The sequence below is a fragment of the Nonomuraea sp. NPDC049486 genome (genome assembly GCF_040676925.1).
Classification (GTDB): Bacteria; Actinomycetota; Actinomycetes; order Streptosporangiales; family Streptosporangiaceae; genus Nonomuraea; species Nonomuraea ferruginea.
In genome coordinates, this window is sequence record NZ_JBFAPV010000008.1 from 186,276 (window position 1) to 206,001 (window position 19,726).

At 70.1% G+C, this 19,726-nt stretch carries 14 protein-coding genes; 6 read left to right on the plus strand and 8 right to left on the minus strand.

What is annotated here, in order from left to right:
* Positions 1 to 29: 29 nt before the first annotated feature.
* The 3 genes from AB0K05_RS23965 to AB0K05_RS23975 form a co-directional block, all read right to left on the minus strand.
* Positions 30 to 893 carry a universal stress protein gene (locus AB0K05_RS23965; RefSeq protein ID WP_148036262.1) on the minus strand — a complete coding sequence of 288 codons (864 nt, stop codon included), beginning with the start codon at positions 891 to 893 and terminating at the stop codon, positions 30 to 32.
* Between the two features lie 97 nt (positions 894 to 990).
* Entirely contained in the window at positions 991 to 2,709 is a 1,719-nt protein-coding gene (polX, locus tag AB0K05_RS23970; protein ID WP_271276079.1) for a DNA polymerase/3'-5' exonuclease PolX, read from the minus strand.
* Between the two features lie 112 nt (positions 2,710 to 2,821).
* On the minus strand, positions 2,822 to 3,244 hold the full coding sequence (locus AB0K05_RS23975) for a CBS domain-containing protein (protein ID WP_148036260.1): 423 nt from the start codon (positions 3,242 to 3,244) through the stop codon (positions 2,822 to 2,824).
* Between the two features lie 182 nt (positions 3,245 to 3,426).
* Between AB0K05_RS23975 and AB0K05_RS23980 the strand changes: the two genes are divergently transcribed.
* Positions 3,427 to 4,065, plus strand: a complete 639-nt coding sequence (locus tag AB0K05_RS23980; protein ID WP_364231712.1) for a phosphoribosyltransferase — start codon at positions 3,427 to 3,429, stop codon at positions 4,063 to 4,065.
* 3 nt (positions 4,066 to 4,068) lie between these two features.
* Here AB0K05_RS23980 and AB0K05_RS23985 read toward each other — a convergent pair whose 3' ends face one another.
* The 5 genes from AB0K05_RS23985 to AB0K05_RS24005 all read right to left on the minus strand — a co-directional run bounded on the left by AB0K05_RS23985 (position 4,069) and on the right by AB0K05_RS24005 (position 12,920).
* Positions 4,069 to 6,975: an FAD-binding and (Fe-S)-binding domain-containing protein gene (locus AB0K05_RS23985; RefSeq protein WP_364231715.1), complete on the minus strand. Its 2,907-nt coding sequence runs from the start codon at positions 6,973 to 6,975 to the stop codon at positions 4,069 to 4,071.
* A 99-nt stretch (positions 6,976 to 7,074) separates the two neighbouring features.
* Entirely contained in the window at positions 7,075 to 8,838 is a 1,764-nt protein-coding gene (locus AB0K05_RS23990; protein ID WP_364231718.1) for a glycoside hydrolase family 15 protein, read from the minus strand.
* Between the two features lie 18 nt (positions 8,839 to 8,856).
* On the minus strand, positions 8,857 to 9,954 hold the full coding sequence (locus AB0K05_RS23995; RefSeq protein WP_364231721.1) for an enolase C-terminal domain-like protein: 1,098 nt from the start codon (positions 9,952 to 9,954) through the stop codon (positions 8,857 to 8,859).
* 40 nt (positions 9,955 to 9,994) lie between these two features.
* Positions 9,995 to 11,710, minus strand: a complete 1,716-nt coding sequence (locus AB0K05_RS24000; RefSeq protein ID WP_364231724.1) for an RICIN domain-containing protein — start codon at positions 11,708 to 11,710, stop codon at positions 9,995 to 9,997.
* A 166-nt stretch (positions 11,711 to 11,876) separates the two neighbouring features.
* The gene (locus tag AB0K05_RS24005) at positions 11,877 to 12,920 is read right to left on the minus strand and encodes a LacI family DNA-binding transcriptional regulator (RefSeq protein WP_219545524.1); all 1,044 of its coding nucleotides are present in this window, start codon (positions 12,918 to 12,920) and stop codon (positions 11,877 to 11,879) included.
* 345 nt (positions 12,921 to 13,265) lie between these two features.
* Between AB0K05_RS24005 and AB0K05_RS24010 the strand changes: the two genes are divergently transcribed.
* From AB0K05_RS24010 to AB0K05_RS24030, 5 genes are all read left to right on the plus strand, one after another.
* A complete protein-coding gene (locus AB0K05_RS24010; RefSeq protein ID WP_271276073.1) occupies positions 13,266 to 15,287 on the plus strand; it encodes an RICIN domain-containing protein in 2,022 nt (673 codons plus the stop codon).
* A gap of 43 nt (positions 15,288 to 15,330) precedes the next feature.
* A complete protein-coding gene (locus tag AB0K05_RS24015; RefSeq protein WP_148036254.1) occupies positions 15,331 to 16,782 on the plus strand; it encodes a non-reducing end alpha-L-arabinofuranosidase family hydrolase in 1,452 nt (483 codons plus the stop codon).
* A 132-nt stretch (positions 16,783 to 16,914) separates the two neighbouring features.
* A complete protein-coding gene (locus tag AB0K05_RS24020) occupies positions 16,915 to 17,940 on the plus strand; it encodes an iron ABC transporter permease (protein ID WP_364231729.1) in 1,026 nt (341 codons plus the stop codon).
* Positions 17,937 to 18,710: an ABC transporter ATP-binding protein gene (locus AB0K05_RS24025; RefSeq protein ID WP_271276071.1), complete on the plus strand. Its 774-nt coding sequence runs from the start codon at positions 17,937 to 17,939 to the stop codon at positions 18,708 to 18,710. Before AB0K05_RS24020 ends, AB0K05_RS24025 begins: the two co-directional genes overlap by 4 nt.
* A gap of 13 nt (positions 18,711 to 18,723) precedes the next feature.
* Positions 18,724 to 19,722, plus strand: coding sequence for an ABC transporter substrate-binding protein (locus AB0K05_RS24030; RefSeq protein WP_364231733.1), 999 nt, complete (start codon positions 18,724 to 18,726; stop codon positions 19,720 to 19,722).
* The last annotated feature ends 4 nt before the right edge of the window (positions 19,723 to 19,726 follow it).

A 19,726-nucleotide genomic window follows, 5' to 3' on the forward strand; every position in this document is an offset into this window, starting at 1 on the left:
GGAACGGGCTGCGCTCCTGAGCGGGCCGGTCAGCCGGCTCGCCCGCGCGGCCGTACGACGGCGACCGGGCAGGAGGCGTAGTGAAGCACCCCGTGGCTGACCGAGCCGAGCACGGCTGAGCGGATCGCTCCCCTCCCCCGGGAGCCCACGACGACCAGGTCGGCACGCACGGACGCCTCGCACAGCGCCGCAACGGGATTGCCGCGGTAATCCGAAACGGTCACGGCCACGCCGGGATGCCGCTCCGACCATGGCGACAACATCCTCTGGACCTCTTCCCGCCGCGCCTCGGCGATGATGTCGAAATCCCGTGGGAAGCCCCGGCCCAACCTGCTCGACGGCAGATCCCAGGCGTGCACCACCCGCAGCCGGGCACCATGCGCCTCCGCCTCCTTGAAGGCGTAGTCGATGGCCGGGTGTTCGGGATCCTGAGGATTCAGGCCGGCCACGATCTCGCCCCGCATCATCGCGGGTGAGCCACGGACCACCACCACAGGACCCGCTGCGTGCCCGGCGAGGCCCAGGGCCACCGAGCCCAGCAGGAGCCCGGTGAATCCGCCCAGGCCGCGACTGCCGACCACGATGGCCGAGGCCTCGTCGGCCTGCGCACGCAACACCTCGGCGGTATCACCGTAGAGCAGCTCGGTGCTCACGCGGACGGTGCCGCGGAACCCCGCGGCCACCGCTGCGGCCTCCTGCAGCTGCAGCTCACCTTCCTCACGCGCCGGGTCGTCGGCTGAACGCTCGTATGCCCGCCCGCCGTGGACGAACGGCTCTACGACGTGGACGATACGCAGGTCGCAATCGCGTCGGGCCGCGTCGTCGGCCGCCCACACCACCGCGGCCAGCCCTCCCCGGGAACCGTCCACCCCTGCGACGATCGGTTCGGCCATGTCATAGCCCCCTCCACTCGGTTCCGCCGACCGCCTCGGCAACCGGTCGAGCACGTACGCAACCGCCCCTCGCGGCCGCCGGTCCGATGCCGGGCGGTCACCCTGACCGGAGGAACTCCAGCAGCCGGTCGACCGGCCAGGTGTTGATGACCCGTCCGGCCGTGAGCCAGCCCCGCTGCGCGGTACCGACGCCGTACCGCATGTTGCCCAGGTGCGGGACGGCATGCGCGTCGCTGCCGATGGCGAAGAGCACGCCGAAGTCCAGCGCTCGCCGGACGAGGCCGGCGGGCAGGTCGAGGCGGTCGGGAAAGGCATCGATCTCCAGAGCCGTTCCGGTGCGGGCGCACGCCCGGAAAACCTCATCCCAGTCCGCGTCGACCGGTTCGCGGCTGCCGATGATCCTGGCGGTGGGATGGCCGATGATCTTGACGTACGGATTCTCGCAGGCCCGGACGATGCGCCGGGTCATCTCGGCCCGCGGCTGCCCGAAGTGCGAATGCACCGCCGCGAGGCACAGATCGAACTCCGCCAGGAATTCCGCCGGCCAGTCGACGTCTCCCTCCGGATCGATGTTCAACTCGGTGCCGTGCAGCAGTCGCAGCTCCGGGTAGTCGTCTGCCAGCCGGCGGACCCGTTCACGTTGAGCCAGGGCCTTCTCGCGGGTCATCCGCTGCATGTACAGGTTCGGGGCGTGGTCGGTCACCGCGTAGTAGCCGTAGCCGCGCTTGGCCGCCGCCGCGACCATCTCCTCCAGCGGCGCCACCCCATCGGTGAGATCAGTGTGGGTGTGCAGGTCGCCGCGGATGTCGGCCTCGCTGACCAGCACGGGCAGTTCTCCCCGGAGCGCGGCCTCGATCTCGCCGCTGTCCTCCCGAAGCGTCGGCGGGATCCATGGCAGGCCGAGCCGGTCGTAGACCTCCCCCTCGTCGGCCGAGACGATCCTCTCTCCGGTCTCCACGTCGAACAGGCCGTACTCCGAGAGCTTCAGCTTCTGATGCAGTGCGATCTCGCGGGTGTGGATGTTGTGGGGCTTGGAACCGGTGAAGTACTGCAGTGCCGCCCCCCAGGAGTCCTGGTGAACCACCCGCAGATCGACCTGGAGGCCGGCGGGGGTGCGGATCGAGCTCTTGGTGCCGCCACTCGCGATCACTTCGGCGGCGAGGGACGAGCCCGTGAACGCCGCCATCAAAGCCGCGGAGTCCCCGGACGTGGCCAGTACGTCGACATCGCCGATCGTGTCCTTCATGCGGCGCAGCGATCCGACGAACGAACACCGCCGGCAGCCGCCGACCGCCGACAGTTCCGCGACGACCTGCTCGGCGACGCCCATCGCGACATCGATGTGGACGCGCCGGCCCGTCTTGTTCATCAGCTCGATGCCGTGGAGCAGGTTCTCCTCCGTCTTCGCGCCGAATCCGCGCAGCCCGTGCAGGTTCCCGGCCCGGATCGCCTCCTCGAGCGCCTCGACCGAGCCGATCCCGAGTTCCCCGTAAAGGACCATGGCCTTCTTCGGACCGAGTGAGGGAATCGTCGTCAACCGGCGTACTCCGGCCGGCACCTTCACCCGGAGTTCCTCCAGTTGGTAAATGACACCGGTCTGGCGGAACTCCTCGATCTTCCCCGCGATCGACGTGCCGACATTGGGTATGTGGCGCAGTCCGGCCGCGTCGAGGTGGGTGATGTCCTGGGCGTACCCGCCGACCGACCGCGCCGCCTTCTCGTACACCCGGACCTTGAACGCGTCGCCCCCGGTGATCGCTATCAGGTCGGCGTACTCCTGCAACAGCGCGGCGACCTCGTCGTTGATCCGATCCATCTGAAGCACCTCGTTCCGTGCGGCCGGGTCTCATGGACCGCCGGCGCGGCGGGGCCGCCCGCGCGGACGCGGGCGGCCGCCGCGCGTCAGAGATCACCCTGGCGCAGCGGTTTCAGTGAGAGGTCGCCGAGATCGCTTCCACCAGTACGCCGACCTTGTCCTCGGGCAGCTTCGCCGCGAGATCGGCCTGGCTGATGATGCCGACCAGTTCCTCGTTCTCCAGCACCGGCAGCCGGCGGATCTTGTGCTCGGCCATCTGGTGCAGGACTTCCTCGATGTCCGCGCTCGCGTCGATCGACCACACCTGCTCTGCTTCGATGAGCTGCCCGGCGGCGAGCGTGGCCGGGTTCTCGCCTCTCGCGACGCACTTCACGACGATGTCGCGGTCGGTGATGATGCCCTTGAGCCGTCCCTCCTCGCAGACCGGCAGCGCACCGACGTTCATGTCCGTCATCCGGCGCGCCGCCGTGTCGACGGTCTCGTTGATCTGAAGGCATTCACAGCCATGGTGCATGACATCACGCGCTGTCGTCATGTCGCTTCCTTCCCTGTGACGTCCCCTTCGATGTCGTGCTACTCAGCCCGCGGCCCGTGAAACCCGCCGGAAGCATCTTTGACCTGCAATTTCTGCAGCATCCCCATCAAATTTTTGCCGACCGGCCGTGGTGAAGGGGCGTCGAGGTGGGGAGGGTGGCAGCGAACTCAGGAGGTGGACCGGTGTTCGTCGATCGTCATGACGCGGGTGTCCGTCTGGCCGAACGAGTGAGGGAAGCCGTCAGCGACGAGAACGTGGTCGTCGTGGGGCTGCCCCGAGGGGGCGTGCCGGTGGCCTTCGAGGTGGCCCGGGCCCTGGGCGCGCCACTGGACGTGATCGTGGTCCGCAAGCTGGGGGTGCCGTTCCAGCCCGAGCTGGGGTTCGGCGCCATCGGGGAGGGCGGCGTACGGGTGATCAACGCGGGGGTCGTCCAGATGGCGCATCTGACGCGGGGAGAGATGGCCGGCGTAACCGAGGACGAGCAGGCCGAGGTCATGCGCCGCGCGAGCCGCTTCCGCCGTGATCGGGCGCCGGTCGACCTGGCGGGCCGTACGGTCGTCGTGGTGGACGACGGGATCGCCACGGGCGGCACGGCCCGGGCCGCCTGTCAGGTGGCTCGTGCGCACGGAGCCGGGCGGGTGATCCTGGCGGTGCCGGTGGGCCCGCCGGAGACGATCGAGAGCCTGCGCGCGGACGCCGACGAGGTGATCTGCCTGGAGACGCCTACCGATCTGTTCGCCATCGGGTTCTGGTACCGCGATTTCACCCAGACCACGGACGACGAGGTGATCGAGCTGCTGGGGCGGTCCACAGGCGGGTGATCCTCAGGCTCGGGCGAGGAGTTCGGCCAGGTGCAGCGGGCGGTGCCGGGTTCCGGCGTGTTCGATCTGGGTGCGGCAGCTGAAGCCGTCGGCCAGGACGATCGTGCCCGGGTCGCTCTGACGGATGGCGGGCAGCAGCTCGTGCTCGGCGCAGGCGAGTGACGTGCGCAGGTGACCGGCGGTGAAGCCGAAGTCGCCGGCCAGGCCGCAGCAGCCGCCGACCGTGCGCAGCTGGACCCCGGCCTGCCGGAGCACCTGCTGATCGGCCTCGTAACCGAGGACGGCGTGCTGGTGGCAGTGCGGCTGGGCGACGGCGGCGAGGTCGATGCGCGGCGGCCGCCAGCCGTCGGTGCCGGTGAGGAGCTCGGCCAGGGTCCTCGTCTGCTCGGCCAGCCGGGTGACGTCGCGGTCGCCGGGCAGCAGGTTCGCGGCGTCGTCCCGGAAGACGGCGGTGCAGCTGGGTTCGAGCCCGACGATCGGGATGCCACGCCGGAGCAGGGGCGCGAGCGTGTCCAGGGTTCGTCGCAGCACGCGGCGGGCGATGCCGAGCTGCCCGGTGGAGATCCAGGTCAGCCCGCAGCAGAGGGTGCGCGGTGGGACGAGCACTCGGTAGCCGGCGCCTTCCAGGACGGTGACGGCCGCGGCCGCGATGCGCGGGGCCAGGTTGTCGGTGAAGGTGTCGGGCCACAGCAGCACCTCGCCGCGTTCGCCGCTGCCGTGCGGCCCCCGTCGGCGGTAGGCGTCGCTGAAGCGGATCCCCGCGAAGGACGGCAGGGGCCGGGACGGCTCCATCCCGCCCAGCCGCTTGACGAGCCGGGCCAGGCCGGGCGCGTGGGTCACGGTGTTGACCAGGCCCGGGGCGAAAGAGGCCAGCCGCGCCCACACCGGCAGCCAGCCCATGCTGTAGTGGGCGGCGGGCCGGAGCCGGCCCGCGTAGTGGTGGGCGAGGAACTCGGCCTTGTAGGTGGCCATGTCCACACCCACGGGGCAGTCATGCTTGCAGCCCTTGCAGGCCAGGCAGAGGTCGAGGGCGTCGTGCACGGCGGTGGAGCGCCAGCCGTCGGTCACGGCGGAGTCGTGGTGCCCGTTCAGCATCTCGAACAGCAGCCGGGCACGCCCTCGGGTGGAGTGCTCCTCCTCCCCGGTGGCCCGGTAGGAAGGGCACATGACGCCGCCCTGGTGGCTGCGGCACTGGCCGACGCCGACGCAGCGCATCACGGCCCGCTGGAAGCTGCCCTGGTCGCCGGGGTAGCCGAACTCGGTCTCTGGCTCGGCGGGCGTCCAGGCGCTGCCCAGCCGCAGGTTCGTGGTGATCCCGTACGGGGAGACGACCTTGCCGGGGTTCATCCGGTCATCGGGGTCGAACACCGCCTTGACCTGCTGGAAAGCGCCGACGATGGTGGGCCCGAACATCTTGGGCAGCAGCTCGGCCCTGGCCTGGCCGTCGCCGTGCTCGCCCGACAGGGAGCCGCCGTAGGAGACGGCCAGATCCGCGGCCCGGTCGAGGAAAGCGCGGAAGGCCGCCACGCCGTCGGCGGTGAGCAGGTCGAACGGTATGCGGGTGTGCACGCAGGCATGGCCGAAGTGGCCGTACAGCGCGGCGTCGCCGTATCCGAACTCTTCCAGCAGGCGGCGCAGGTCACGCAGGTAGTCGCCGAGGCGGTCCGGGGAGACGGCCGAGTCCTCCCAGCCGGGCCAGGTGTCGGGCATGCCGGGGCCGCGCGCGGTGGCGCCGAGCCCTGCCTCGCGCAGCTCCCACAGTTGCTGCTCGGCGGCGGGGTCGTCGAAGAACGCCACGTCCGGGGCCTGCTCGCCGCGGCCGAGATCCTCCACGAGGGCGCGTGCCCGCTGGTCGGCGTCCTCCTGGTCGTCGCCGATGAACGACACCATCAGCCAGGCGCCGCCTTCCGGCAGACGGGCGACCGCCTGCCGGTGCATGTGTTTGCGGGTCTCGTACCCGACGAGCTTGTCGTCGATGCCTTCCAGCTGGAGCGGCCGGTGCGCGGTGATCCGCGGCACGGCGTCGGCCGCCGCCGCGATGTCGTGGTAGCCGAGCACGAGCAGGCTCTGCGCGGCCGGCACGGGCACGAGCGCCAGTTCGGCGCGGAGCACGGTGACCAGGGTGCCTTCGGAGCCGACCAGGGCGCGGGCCAGGTCGAACGGGCCGCCTGGCAGCAGTTGGTCGAGGTTGTAGCCGGAGACCCGGCGTGGGATGTCCGGGTATCGGCGGCGGATCTCGTCCGCGTTCTCGCCGGCGATCTCGCGCAGCCTGCGCAGGATCTCGGCCGGGCGGCCTCCCTCCGCGGTGATCCGGTCGTACTCCTCGTCGCTCGTGGGGCCCACCCACATGCGCGTCCCGTCGTAGGTGAGGATCTCCAGCCGGACGACGTTGTCGGCGGTCTTGCCGTACAGCTGGGCGGTGGATCCGCAGGAGTTGTTGCCGATCATGCCGCCGAGCGTGCAGTGGGAGTGCGTGGACGGGCGGGGGCCGAACATCAGGCCCGTCGGTGCGAGCCGCCGGTTGAGGTCGTCCAGCACGATGCCGGGCTCCACCACGCAGGTACGGGCCCGCTCGTCGACGGAGACCAGGCGGTCGCAGTACTTGGACCAGTCGATGATCACGGCGGTGTTGCAGGTCTGGCCGGCCAGGCTGGTCCCGCCGCCGCGTGAGGTGATCGGCGCCCGGTGCTCGCGGCAGACCGCCACCGCGACGGCCGCGGCCTCCACCGTGCGCGGCACGACGACGCCGAGGGGCACCTGCCGGTAGTTGGAGGCGTCGGTGGAGTAGGCGCCCCGGCTGCCGGGGTCGAAGCGGACCTCGCCGTCCACCTTGGCGGCCAGGTCCCGTTCCAGGTCGCGGACCCGCACGTAGGGCTGCCGGCTCCTGAGGCCGGAGTCGGGGCGTGTCATCACTTTGAGCGTTTCCGCGACGATACGGGTCACGCCTGCGGTCCTGCCCTGCCCGCCGGAGCGGAATGCTGACGAATGTGGAAAGACTTCGCACGGGTGTCAGAGGGCGGCCAGCGCGGCGGCGGTGTTGATGACGGACACGTGGCTGTAGGCCTGCGGGAAGTTGCCGATCTGCCGACGGCGGGCGGTGTCGTACTCCTCCGAGAGCAGCCCGACGTCGTTGCGCAGGCCGAGCAGCCGGTCGAACAGGTCGCGCGCAGGGCGGCGGCGGCCCAGCATCGCCAGCGCGTCGGCCAGCCAGAACGAGCAGGCCAGGAAGATGCCCTCGCGGCCGGGCAGCCCGTCCACGCTCTCGTGCTCGGGCCGGTAGCGGAGCACGAAGCCGTCCTCCACCAGCTCGCGCTGGATCGCGTCCACGGTCCCGGCCACGCGCGGGTCGTCCGCCGGCAGGAAACCGAGGCGGGGGATGAGCAGCAGCGCGGCGTCCAGACCGGTGGAGCCGTAGTACTGGGTGAAGGTACCGCGGCCGGCGTCGTAGCCCTGCGCGCACACCTCGTCGTGGATCTCGCGGCGCAGCGCCCGCCACCGGTCCACCGGCCCGCCCAGCCCGAACGCCTCCACCGCCTGGACCATCCGGTCGGCGGCCACCCAGGCGAGGATCTTGGAGTGCACGAACTGCCGACGCGGGCCGCGCATCTCCCACAGCCCGTTGTCGGGCCGCCGCCAGACGCCTTCGAGATAGTCCATGATGCTCCGCTGCAGGTCCCACGCCTCCTCTACCACCGCGAGCCCCGACTGCCTGGCCAGGTGCAGACAGTCGAGGGTCTCGCCGTACACGTCGAGCTGGAACTGGCCGCTGGCGGCGTTGCCGACGTTGACGGGGGACGAGCCCTCGTAGCCGGGCAGCCAGTCCACGCTCCATTCGGGGATGCGCCGGGCCCCCTCGACCGTGTACATGATCTGCAGGGCGGCCGGATGCCCGGCGACGGCGCGAAGCAGCCAGTCCCGCCAGGCGCGGGCCTCGGCGTCGTAGCCGGCCGACATGAGCGCCTGCAGGGTGAACGAGGCGTCGCGCAGCCAGCAGTAGCGGTAGTCCCAGTTGCGGGAACCGCCGATCTGCTCGGGCAGTGACGTGGTGGCGGCGGCGACGATCCCCCCGGTCGGCGCGTACGTGAGGGCTTTGAGCGTCAGCAGGCTGCCGCGTACGGCGGCGCCGTCGTCGCCCCGGTAGCCGCAGCCGCTGATCCAGTCGCGCCACATGCGCTCGGCTCCGGTCAGGGACTCCTGCGCGTCGATGGCGTCCGGGCGCGGCAGCCACGAATGCTGCCAGGTCAGGACGAACGGCACCCGGTCACCTGGCCCGACCGTGAACTCCGCGGTGGTGCGCCGGGCGTCCTCGTCGACGCACAGAGGGACGGGAGTGCGCAGCCAGGCGGCGTCGGGCCCGGCCACGGCGGCGAAGAGGCCGTGCTCGTAGCGCAGCCAGGGCTCGTCGCGCCCGTAGTCGAAGCGGAGCATCAACTCCATCCGCATCCCGACCCGGCCGCGCACGCCCTCGACGATCCGGACCACGTCGGGCGCCTGCCCGCGCGGCGGCATGAAGTCCAGGATCCGCACCGCGCCGCCGTCGCACTCCCATGTGCTTTCCAGGACCAGCGTGTCGTCCAGGTAGCGGCGGGAGGAGCACGGGCCGCCAGACGCCGGAGCCAGCAGCCACCGGCCCGCACCGGGCTCGCCCAGCAGGGCGGCGAAGCAGGCGGGAGAGTCGAAGCGCGGCAGGCACAGCCAGTCGACGGACCCGTCACGGGCGACCAGGGCGGCGGTGTGCATGTCCCCGATGAGGGCATAGTCCTCGATCCGCATCCCGGTCACCTCCTGGTCCTACGCGGTGCGGTACGGCCGCGCGGCGTCGGCGCGCAGGGTCAGGCCGTGACCCGGTTCCCCGGTGACCGGGCCTGCCAGCCCGCCGGTGGGGTCGGCGGCCCCGTCGAACAGCTCGGCCTCGATGCGCTGGTGGTCGTGGAACCACTCGATGTGCCGCAGGTTGGGCGTGGCGGCGGCGGCCGGCAGGTGCAGGTTGGGCGCGCAGTGCGCGGAGACCTGCAGATTGTGCCCGGCCGCGACCGCGCAGGCGGCGAACCAGCCGGTGTAGCCGCCGCAGCGGGTGGCGTCGGCCTGGAGACAGTCGACCGCTTCCGCCTGGCACATGCGGGTGAAGTACGCCACGTCGCTCCCGTACTCCCCCGCGGCCACGTCGGCGGTGACCTGCCCCCTGACCAGCCGCAGGCCGGCCAGATCGTCGGAGGAGACCGGCTCCTCGAACCAGCGCACGTCGTGCTCGCGCATCTGCTCGGCCTGCCGGACGGCCTGCTTGGCGGTGTAGCCGCCGTTGGCGTCGACGTACAGCTCGGCGTCGCCGCCGATGACGCGCCGGGCCAGCGCGATCCGGTGCAGGTCGCGGTCGGGTCTGGCGCCGGACGACTCGCCGATCTTGATCTTGACGCGGCCGATGCCCAGCTCGTGGACCCAGTGGGTGAGCTGCGCGACGGTCGCGTCATCGTCATAGGTGGTGAAACCGCCCGACCCGTACAGCGGCACCCGCTCGCGGGCCATCCCGAACAGCCCGGCCAGGGACGTCCCCAGCAGTCGCGCCTTGAGATCCCACAGCGCGACGTCCACGGCGGAGACGGCGTACCCGGCGACGCCGGGACGGCCGGCGTTGCGCACCCGGCGGATCATGGACGCCCAGATCGCCGGGATCGCCAGGGCGTCCGCCCCCGTGACCACCTCCGCCAGGACGTCGCCGATGAATCCGGCCGCGGCCGCGGGCGCGTACGTCCATCCGGTCCCCGTCATGCCCTCGGCGCGGACCGTGGCGACGACCAGGGTCGTGGCGTCCCAGGCGAGGGTGCCGTCCCCTTCTGGCTGGTCGGTCGGCACCCGGTAGGCGGCGGCGGTCACCCCCTCGATCCTGCTCATGTGAGTGCGTGCTACCCCGTCCTACCTGGACAAACGGGCGTCAGCCGGTCCGCACGAGCTGCCACTGCTGGTTGTTGCCGCCCCAGTCGTCGTACTGGACGATGTTGGCGTTGTCGGCGGTGGAGGCGCCCTGGACCTCCAGGGCCTTGCCGCTGTTGCGGTTGATCAGGCGGAGGTAGCCGCCGGAGTCGGCCGTCCGCCACTGCTGGTTGGTGCCGTTGTGGTCGGCCCACTGGACGATGGATGCGCCGTTGGCGGTCGACCAGTTGTGGACGTCCAGCACCTTGCCGGAATGGCGGGACTTCAGGCGGTAGTAGCCGCCGCCCGAGTCGACGAACTGCCATTGCTGCTGGTTGCCGTTGTTACGGGTCCACTGGGTGATGCGGCCGCCGTCGGCGGTGGACAGGTTGTAGACGTCCAGGGCCTTGCCGCTGTTGCGGTTGACCAGGACGTACCAGGCACTGGTGTCGATCCCGCCAGGGGACCCGGTCACGCCGGTGACGAAGGTGGTCACGCTCCGGGCGGGGAGCGTGACGGTGAAGGAGCCGTTGGACACGCCGGTCGTGCCCTGGGGCGCGACGTTCCTGCTCGCGTCGGTGAGCCAGGACGAGACGCTGGACGCGGTGCCGTTCGCCAGGGTGAACTGCTGGCTCACCCCGGAGGTTCCCTTGTTGATGGCGACGACGACGACCGTGGAGTCACCGCCCCGGTAGGCCGAGACGTAGACGTTCGACGCCGGGTTCGCCGTGGCCTCGATCCGCACGTACCCGGGGCGGACGAACCTGGCGAACTGCGCCATGTTGGCGCCGCGCTTGCTGATCTGGCCGTCCTCCCGCATGGGGCCGTACCCGCGCCGGATGTACCACCAGATGTAGGCCTGGAACTCGGCGTCCACCATGGCGCGGTGGATGTGCTCCCCCACGTCGAGCGCCTGGGGCCAGAGGTCGGCCGAATCGCTGCTGTTGGGGTAGTAGACCTCGGTCATCCAGAGCTCTTTGCCCGCGCCCTTCTGCTTGAAGAGGGGGTACGGGAAGTTCGCGAACGACGTGCCGTAGAGGTGAGCGCCGATGATGTCCACGTTGGCGAGCGCCGAGGGGTCGTTGAGTATGGGGTCCGACATGTTCTTCAGGTACTGGAAGGACTCGGGCGCGATGACCCTGGTGCCGATCGAGCCGGCGTTCTCCCGTAGGAAACGCACCATTTCGGCGGGAGTCCACCACGTCCATTCGTGGGCGTAGTCGGGCTCGTTCTGCACCGAGATGCCGTACAGGTTCACCCCGTTGTTCCGCAGGAAGCCGTTGAAGTCGTTCAGGTGCTGGGCGTAGGCGCCGTACATGTCGTACCTGAGGCGCCGGGCGTTGGTCTGGCTGCCGCGTACGAAGGTCTCGACCATGTGGGCGGGAGGGTTCCACGGCGAGGCGATGACGGTCGCCCCGAGCTCGATCGCGCGCCGCGCCGTCGCCAGGTCACGGCTCCAGTCGGCCTGGTTCTCGGGGACGGGGATCCTGAGCACGGAGAACCCCAGGCGGCCCTCGCCGGTGCCGAACGCCGTGTCCCGCTGGGCGGCCGTCAGGTCGCCGATCCAGGCGGAGTGGGTCATGCCGCCGAAGCCGCGGATCGTCTGCCGCCCCGCCGACGGATCGATGACCGCCGCGGCGGCGGCCGTCGCCCCCGCGGGCCGCGCCGTGGCCGCGATGACGGGCAGGGCTCCCATCGTGGCCAGCATGGTCCTCCGGCTGACGGGTCCGTTCCGCATGTTGCCTCCTCTTTTGGGAGCGCTCCCATTTCGGCGTACGCACGTACATGTCGGGGAGGGAAGGACTATCTCGGAGCGCCGAGTGTTCGCGCTAACATCTCTGGCTGGAACGTAGAGCCCTCACCCCGGCGCGTCAACCGTTCACCGGGAAGAAACTTAACCAAGATCATGACCGGAGGGCGGCCGTGCTCTGGCGGACCACGAGTTCGGTCCCCAGCTCCACCCGCTTCTGCTGCAGCGTCTCCCCCTCGGCCAGGCTGATCAACATGGTCGCGGCCGTGGCGCCCATCTCGCGCAGAGGCTGGTGGATGGTCGTGAGCGGCGGCTGCGCCCAGCGCCAGACCGGCATGTCGTCGAAGCCGATCACGCTCAGGTCGTCGGGAATGCGGAGCCGCAGCTCGTGGGCCGCGTGGTAGACGCCGATGGCCTGACCGTCGTTGGCGGCGAAGATCGCGGTGGGCGGCTCGGGTAATTTCATCAGCTGATGAGTGTGGGCCACCCCGTCCTCGATCTGAAAGTTTCCCTGACGGATGAGAGCCGGGTCGATCGGCACACCCGCGGCGTCGAGAGCGGCGCGGTAACCGTCCAGCCGGGCCCGGCTGGAGAGCGCGAACGAGGGTCCGGTGATCATCGCGATGCGCCGGTGGCCGAGTTCGAGCAGGTGACGGGTGGCCTCCAGGCCGCCGCTCCAGTTGGTGGCGGCCACGGACGGCACGCCGAGCCCCGGATTGCCCGCCGGATCCAGCACCACCAGGGGGATCTCCTGGGTCGCGAGGCGCACGCGCTGATCCTCCGCCGGCCCGGAGAACACGGTGATCACACCGGCGGGACGGCGGGTGAGCAGGTCGCCGATCCATTTGGGCTCGGGAGTGTGCCGGCCGCCGAGCTCGGAGACCACCACGCTCAGGCCGTGGGTCCAGGCGACCCGCTGGACCCCCTTGACGATCTCTATCGGGTAGTCTCCGGCGAGCTCGTGGAAGACGACCTCGATGAGGCTCGCGGGTTTGATGCGACGGCGCTGCCGGCGGTAGCCGTGTTCCTCGATGAGCCTCTCGACCAGCGCGCGGGTCGTCGGGCCCACCTCCGAGCGACCGTTGATGACCTTGGAGACCGTGGCGGTGGACACTCCTGCCAGCTCGGCCAGCTGAGTCAGGGTCAGTGGTACCGAAGGTGCCGATTCGCCGATGGGGGGTTCTCCGGTCGAGGCCATATCCGGAGTTTATCCAGGTACTTTTCGGTCGCCTCTCGGAGAGGAAGCAAGTTAACCCGGCGCCTTCGTGGTTCACAGGGGCTGTTCTCTGAAACTTTCACACACGGGTGTCCTGCCGTGTGCGCTTCTTTCCGGCGAATGCGCAGGCGAAGCGACATCCGGACGGCGACGCCCCTGTGCGCGAGTGGTGGTCCCTCGTTGACGACGGACGGGGGCATCGGATGTACTCCGCGACAACGTACTCGTCGAAGAAGGCCGCGCGGTTTCACGCGGCGAAGTGTTAGCGCTAACAAGTTTCGTGGTGAATTTCGTCCAGGCAAGCGGCCAACGGCTCTGGAGGTCTCTGTGAGGCGCGTGCTCGCGGTTCTCTCGTCACTGCTGCTGGTGGGCGTGTTCCTCACGCCACAGGCGTCGGCCGCGACGGTCGACACCAACGCCTGGTACGTCCTGGTCAACCGCAACAGCGGCAAGGCCCTGGACGTCTACAACCTGTCCACCGCCGACGGCGGCCGCATCACCCAGTGGACACGTAACAACGGCAACCAGCAGCAATGGCAGTTCGTCGACTCGGGCGGCGGCTACTACCGCCTCAAATCCCGCCACTCCGGCAAGGTCCTCGACGTCTACAACTTCTCGACCGCCAACGGCGCATCCATCGTCCAGTGGGCCGACCACAACGGCACCAACCAGCAATGGCGGCTCGCCGACAGCCCGGACGGATACGTGCGGCTCATCTCCCGCCACAGCAACAAGGCCCTGGAAGTCCAGAACGCCTCCACCGCCGACAACGCGAACATCGTCCAGTACGACGACTGGGGCGGCAACAACCAGCAGTGGCAGCTCGTCCCGATCGGGAGCGACCCGAATCCGGGCGGCACCTACACCAACCCGGTCGTCTGGCAGGACTTCGCCGACGGCGACATCATCAGGGTGGGCGACGCCTACTACTACTCGGCCTCGACGATGCACTACTCGCCGGGCGCGCCGATCCTGCGCTCCTACAACCTGGTCGACTGGGAGTACGCCGGGCACTCGGTGCCGAGGCTGGACTTCGGCTCGGGCGCCTACGACCTCAACGGCGGCCGGGCGTACGTGAAGGGCATCTGGGCCTCGACCCTGAACTACCGGCCCAGCAACAGCACCTACTACTGGATCGGCTGCGTCGAGTTCAACCGGACGTACGTCTACACCGCCTCCGCCGTGGACGGCACGTGGAGCAAGCGCTCGCAGATCAACAACTGCTACTACGACGCCGGCCTGCTGGTCGACACCGACGACACCATGTACGTCGCGTACGGCAACGGCACCATCAGCGTCGCCCAGCTCACGGCAGACGGGCTCGGCCAGGTCCGCGCCCAGCAGGTGTTCCAGACCCCGAGCAGCGTCGGCACCCTGGAGGGCGCCCGCTTCTACAAGCGGAACGGCTACTACTACATCTGGCTGACCCGCCCCGCCAACGGCCAGTACGTGCTCCGCTCCACGTCGCCGTGGGGTCCGTACGAGATGCGCCAGGTCCTGCTCGACATGCCCGGCCCCATCTCCGGCGGCGGCGTCCCCCATCAGGGCGGGCTCGTCCAGACCCAGAACGGCGCGTGGTACTACATGTCGTTCGTCGACGCCTACCCCGGCGGGCGGGTCCCGGCGCTCGCGCCGATCACCTGGAACGGCGACTGGCCGACCGTGCAGACCGTCAACGGCGGCTGGGGCGTCACCTACCCGAAGCCGAACATCCAGACCAGCCGGACCGTGGCATCCATGATCGGCCCCGACACCTTCACCTCGGGCAGCCTCGGGCACCGCTGGGAGTGGAACCACAACCCCGACACCAGCCGCTTCTCCACGGGCAACGGCCTGCGCCTGCAGACCGCGACCGTCACCGGCGACCTCTACAACGCCCGCAACACGCTGACCCACCGCATCCAGGGCCCGTCGTCGACGGCGACGATCGAGCTCGACTACTCGCAGATGAGCAACGGCGACCGCGCCGGGCTGGCCATGCTGCGCGACCAGTCGGCCTGGATCGGCGTCAAACGCGACAACGGCGTCAACCGGGTCGTGATGACCAACGGGCTCACCATGAACAGTTCGTGGCAGACCACCGGCACCGGCACCGAGGCGGCGAGCGCGAACATCTCGGGCGGCCGGCTCTGGCTGCGGGTCAGCGCCGACATCCGGCCCGGGTCCGGCAGGCAGGCCCGCTTCTCCTACAGCACGAACGGCAGCGACTTCGTGAGCCTCGGCCCGGCCTTCGCCCTGAACAACGCCTGGCAGTTCTTCATGGGCTACCGCTTCGGGATCTTCAACTACGCCACCCAGTCACTCGGCGGCGCGGTGACCGTGCGCCGCTTCGACCTCACCACCCCTTGACCTCGACCCCTTGACCTCGACGCAGAAAGGCGCGAACCCGTCCATGAAGAACAGATTCCTGGCCGTCCTCGCGACGGTGGCCGCCTTACTGGCGAGCCTGCTCGTCGCCCTTCCCGCCGCCCACGCCGCCACCGTGGACACCAACGCCTGGTACGTCCTGGTGAACCGCAACAGCGGCAAGGCCCTGGACGTCTACAACCTGTCCACCGCCGACGGCGGCCGCATCACCCAATGGACACGTAACAACGGCAACCAGCAGCAATGGCAGTTCGTCGACTCGGGCGGCGGCTACTACCGCCTGAAGTCCCGCCATTCCGGCAAGGTGCTGGACGTCTACAACTGGTCGACCGCCAACGGCGGTGCGATCGTCCAGTGGGCCGACCACAACGGCACCAACCAGCAGTGGCGGCTGGCCGACAGCCCGGACGGATACGTGCGGCTCATCTCCCGCCACAGCAACAAGGCACTCGAAGTGCAGGGCGCCTCCACCGCCGACAACGCCAACATCGTCCAGTACGACGACTGGGGCGGCAACAACCAGCAGTGGCAGCTCGTCCGGGTGGACGGCGGCGGCGGCGACCCGGGCCAGTGCGACCTTCCCTCGACGTACCGCTGGACGTCGACGGGCCCGCTGGCGCAGCCGAAGTCGGGCTGGGTCTCGCTCAAGGACTTCACCGTCGCCCCCTACAACGGCAGGCACCTCGTCTACGCGACGACGCACGACACGGGCACCAGGTGGGGCTCGATGAACTTCAGCCTGTTCACCAACTGGTCGGACATGGCCTCGGCCAGCCAGAACACGATGTCGTCCTCCACCGTCGCGCCCACGCTCTTCTACTTCGCCCCCAGGAACATCTGGGTGCTCGCCTACCAGTGGGGCAGGACCGCCTTCTCCTACAGGACGTCGAGCGACCCCACCAACCCGAACGGCTGGTCGTCGGAGCAGCCGCTCTTCTCCGGAAGCATCTCGAACTCCGGAACCGGCCCCATCGACCAGACGCTCATCGGTGACAGCACGAACATGTACCTGTTCTTCGCCGGCGACAACGGCAGGATCTACCGGGCCAGCATGCCCATCGGGAACTTCCCCGGCAATTTCGGCACCACCTCGACCGTGATCATGAGTGACACGACGAACAACCTGTTCGAGGGCGTCCAGGTCTACAAGCTCCAGGGCCAGAACAAGTACCTCATGCTCGTCGAGGCGATCGGCTCCCAGGGCCGCTACTTCCGCTCGTTCACGGCCACCAGCCTGAACGGTTCGTGGACGCCGCAGGCCGCCACAGAGGGCAACCCCTTCGCCGGCAAGGCCAACAGCGGCGCCACCTGGACCAACGACATCAGTCACGGCGAGCTGGTCCGCGCCAACGCCGACCAGACCTTCACCGTCGACCCCTGCAACCTGCAGCTGCTCTACCAGGGGCGCAGCCCCAACTCCGGCGGCGACTACGGGCTCCTGCCCTACCGCCCGGGTCTGCTGACCCAGCAGCGCTGATGGCGTGACCTCGAAGGCGGGCCCTGCACAAGGGCCCGCCTTTGACATGCCGTGCCGCTTCCCTGATGATAAGCGGCAATGAAAACGGTTTTCGTTCCTAAGCGGCCGTCCGAGGCGCGCGAAGGCCCGCGCGTGGGCGTGATCGTCGTGTCGCTGGCCGTCGCCCTGGCGGTGTCGGTGCTGCTGGCGATCGGCTCGGGGGCCGCGGCCGTGCCTCCCGGCCAGACGCTGCGCTACCTGTGGGCGGCCGTCACCGGCGGTGCGATCTCCGCCGAGGAGATCACGGCCTACCAGATCATCTGGCAGGTCAGGACGCCGCGGGTGCTCCTGGCCGTGCTGGTGGGAGCCGGGCTCAGCGCGGTCGGCGTGGCGGTCCAGGCCATGGTGCGCAACGCGCTGGCCGACCCGTTCGTCCTGGGGGTGTCGTCAGGGGCGTCGGCCGGGGCCGTCCTGGTCACGGTGTCCGGCGGGCTGGCCGCGATGGGGATCTACGCGGTCTCCGCGGGCGCCTTTCTCGGCGCGCTGCTCGTCTCGGCCCTGGTCTACCTGGTCTCACGTCGAGGCGGCGGGCTGGAGCCGCTGCGCCTGGTCCTCACCGGGGTGGCGATGGCGTTCGGGTTCCAGGCGGTCATGAGTCTGATCGTCTACTTCGCCCCGGACGGCGAGTCGACCAGCACCGTGCTGTTCTGGTCGATGGGCGGCCTGGGCGGGGCGACGTGGGGAGCGCTGCCGGTGGTGACGGTCGTCGCGGCCGTCTCCGTCGTGGTGCTGCGGCGGCTCGGCCGGAGCCTGGACGTGCTGGCTCTGGGCGACGAGACCTCGATGAGCCTGGGGGTGGACACCGAGACGCTCCGCCGCGGGCTGTTCGTCCTGACCTCGCTGCTCACGGGCGCGATGGTGGCCGTCAGCGGCGCGATCGGGTTCGTCGGGCTGGTGATGCCGCACGTGGTGCGGCTGTGGGTGGGTGCCGCGCATGTGCGCGTGCTGGCCGTCGCGCCGCTCGCCGGCGCCGTCTTCATGGTCTGGGCCGACCTCATGGCGCGGACCGTGGTGGCGCCGCGCGAGCTGCCGATCGGGGTGATCACCGCGCTGGTCGGCGTGCCGGTGTTCGTCACGCTGCTGCGCCGGCGCGGCTACCTCTTCGGGGGCCGGTCATGACGGCCGACCTGAAGGTGGACGGCCTGTCGGTGTCGCTGGGCGGCGCCACCGTCGTCAGGAGTCTTTCGCTCGCCGTCGGGCCCGGCCAGGTCGTGGGGCTGATCGGGCCCAACGGCTCGGGCAAGACGACGGCGTTGCGGTGCGTCTACCGGGCGCTGCGGCCGTCGCGCGGCGCGATCTGGATCGACGGTCAGGACCTGTCCGCCATGACGCTGCGGGACAGCGCGCGCGTGGTCGCCGCGCTCACCCAGGAGGGAGGCGCGGATCTCGACTTCACGGTCGAGGAGGTGGTCGCCCTCGGCCGGGCCCCGCACGTACGGGGCAACCAGGCGCTCGGCCCGCGCGAGCGGGAGCTGTGCCGGCAGGCCATGGAGCGGATGCAGGTCCTGCACCTGGCGGGCCGGGGGGTGTTGTCGCTGTCCGGCGGCGAACGCCGGCGGGTGCTGGTCGCCCGCGCGCTCGTCCAGGAGCCGCGGCTCCTCGTCCTGGACGAACCGACCAACCATCTCGACCTGCGCCACCAGATCCGGCTGCTGTCGATGCTCAAGGGCTCCGGCCTCGGCGTGCTCGTCACCCTGCACGACCTCAACCTCGCCGCCTCCGCCTGCGACCACCTGGTCGTGCTCGCCGCGGGCGAGGTCGTCGCCTCCGGCACGCCCGGCGAGGTCCTCACCGAAGCTCTCCTGCGCGACGTCTTCGACGTCGTGGCCAGCGTCGTCCCCCATCCCCTCACCGGTGTGCCGCAGGTGCTCTACGACCTCGGCCCATGAAAGGAACCACCGCATGATCGCGCGTACGTCCCGCTCCCTCCGTCCGATGGCCGCCATCCTGACCGGGACACTCCTGCTCGCCGGCTGCGGCGCGCGGATCCAGGACGGTACGGCGTCCGTACGGAAGGTGACCGTCAACCGGTGCGGCGAGCAGGTCGAGTACACGACGCCGGCCCGCGCCGTGGTGTACGAGGCCGGCAGCGCCGACAAGCTGTTCGCCCTCGGTCTCACCGAGCACGTGCACGGCTACGTCATGCCGCCCGCGAACCCTCCGGTCGAGGAGTCCCCCTGGGCCGCCGAGTACGCCGAGGTCGAGTTCCTCAGCGACGACCTGCTCAACCGCGAGCTCGTGGTGGACGCCAAAGCCGACTTCGTGGTCGCCGGATGGCGTTCGGGCTTCAGCGACCAGCGCGGCATCACCCCGGCCATCCTCGACGGGCTGAAGATCCAGAGTTTCATGCACGCCGAGTCGTGCTTCAACTATCCCGGCCATCCCGAACGGGTCACCCCCTTCGAGGGCCTCTACACCGACCTGGAACGCCTCGGCCGGATCTTCGGCGTCGAGGACCGGGCACGGGCCCTGGTCGCCGGATACCGGGAGCGCGTCGAGGCGGTGCGGGCGCGGACGCCGAAGGGCGACCCCGTGCCGGTCTTCCTGTACGACTCCGGCACCGACAAGCCCTTCACCGCGGGCGCCCAGGTGCCGCCCAACGACATCATCCGCTTCTCCGGCGGCCGCAACGTCTTCGCCGGGCTGGACGCCCGCTGGAGCGAGGTGACCTGGGAGGCGGTGGTCGAGGCGCGGCCGGAGGTCATCGTCATCCTCGACTACGGCGACAAGCCCGCCCGGGAGAAGATCGCGTTCCTGAAGGAGTTCCCCGCCACCAGCGCACTGCCCGCGGTGGTGCACGACCGCTTCTACGTCCTCGACTACAACGAGGGCATCAGCGGGCCGCGCAACATCGACGGTCTGGAAGGCTTCGCCGCCTACCTCCGCGACCTGGAACGGTGACCGG

Coding starts and splice junctions, on each gene's coding strand:
- AB0K05_RS23965 (WP_148036262.1), bottom strand. CDS start 893: ATGGCCGAACCGATCGTCGCAGGGGTGGACGGTTCCCGGGGAGGGCTG.
- AB0K05_RS23975 (WP_148036260.1), bottom strand. CDS start 3,244: ATGACGACAGCGCGTGATGTCATGCACCATGGCTGTGAATGCCTTCAG.
- AB0K05_RS23990 (WP_364231718.1), bottom strand. CDS start 8,838: ATGCGGATCGAGGACTATGCCCTCATCGGGGACATGCACACCGCCGCC.
- AB0K05_RS24025 (WP_271276071.1), top strand. CDS start 17,937: ATGACGGCCGACCTGAAGGTGGACGGCCTGTCGGTGTCGCTGGGCGGC.
- AB0K05_RS24000 (WP_364231724.1), bottom strand. CDS start 11,710: ATGCGGAACGGACCCGTCAGCCGGAGGACCATGCTGGCCACGATGGGA.
- AB0K05_RS24005 (WP_219545524.1), bottom strand. CDS start 12,920: ATGGCCTCGACCGGAGAACCCCCCATCGGCGAATCGGCACCTTCGGTA.
- AB0K05_RS24015 (WP_148036254.1), top strand. CDS start 15,331: ATGAAGAACAGATTCCTGGCCGTCCTCGCGACGGTGGCCGCCTTACTG.
- AB0K05_RS24030 (WP_364231733.1), top strand. CDS start 18,724: ATGATCGCGCGTACGTCCCGCTCCCTCCGTCCGATGGCCGCCATCCTG.
- AB0K05_RS23995 (WP_364231721.1), bottom strand. CDS start 9,954: ATGAGCAGGATCGAGGGGGTGACCGCCGCCGCCTACCGGGTGCCGACC.
- polX (WP_271276079.1), bottom strand. CDS start 2,709: ATGGATCGGATCAACGACGAGGTCGCCGCGCTGTTGCAGGAGTACGCC.
- AB0K05_RS23985 (WP_364231715.1), bottom strand. CDS start 6,975: ATGACACGCCCCGACTCCGGCCTCAGGAGCCGGCAGCCCTACGTGCGG.